The 231-nt window shown below is 50.2% G+C and carries 1 protein-coding gene; it reads right to left on the bottom strand.

The window, feature by feature from the left end:
* Window positions 1-231: hypothetical protein (locus AC1RPG_RS09000; protein WP_481762642.1), on the bottom strand; the 231-nt coding region annotated here is incomplete at both ends.

The following is a 231-nucleotide window of genomic DNA, read 5'->3' as shown; positions in this document are numbered from 1 at the left end:
ACTGTTACCAGATACGCCGAACCGTTTGCCGGAACTGTTTGGTAGAACGGATTGGTTGCGTTATACCCGGTATCGATGGTCTGCATACCGCTCGCCAAAAGCGCCGTGTTCGTATCGATGGTGTTAAGACCTGCGTACTGAGATACGTGGTTGGCGTTAGCATCGAAGTTACCCACTATATAGACAGCACCAAGCGGAAGCTTTGTATTCTTGATGCGCCCGTATACGTAG

Source organism: Dellaglioa sp. CoH-57-MRSF-18 (assembly GCF_056781995.1).
This window is presented reverse-complemented; position numbering and strand designations above follow the sequence as displayed.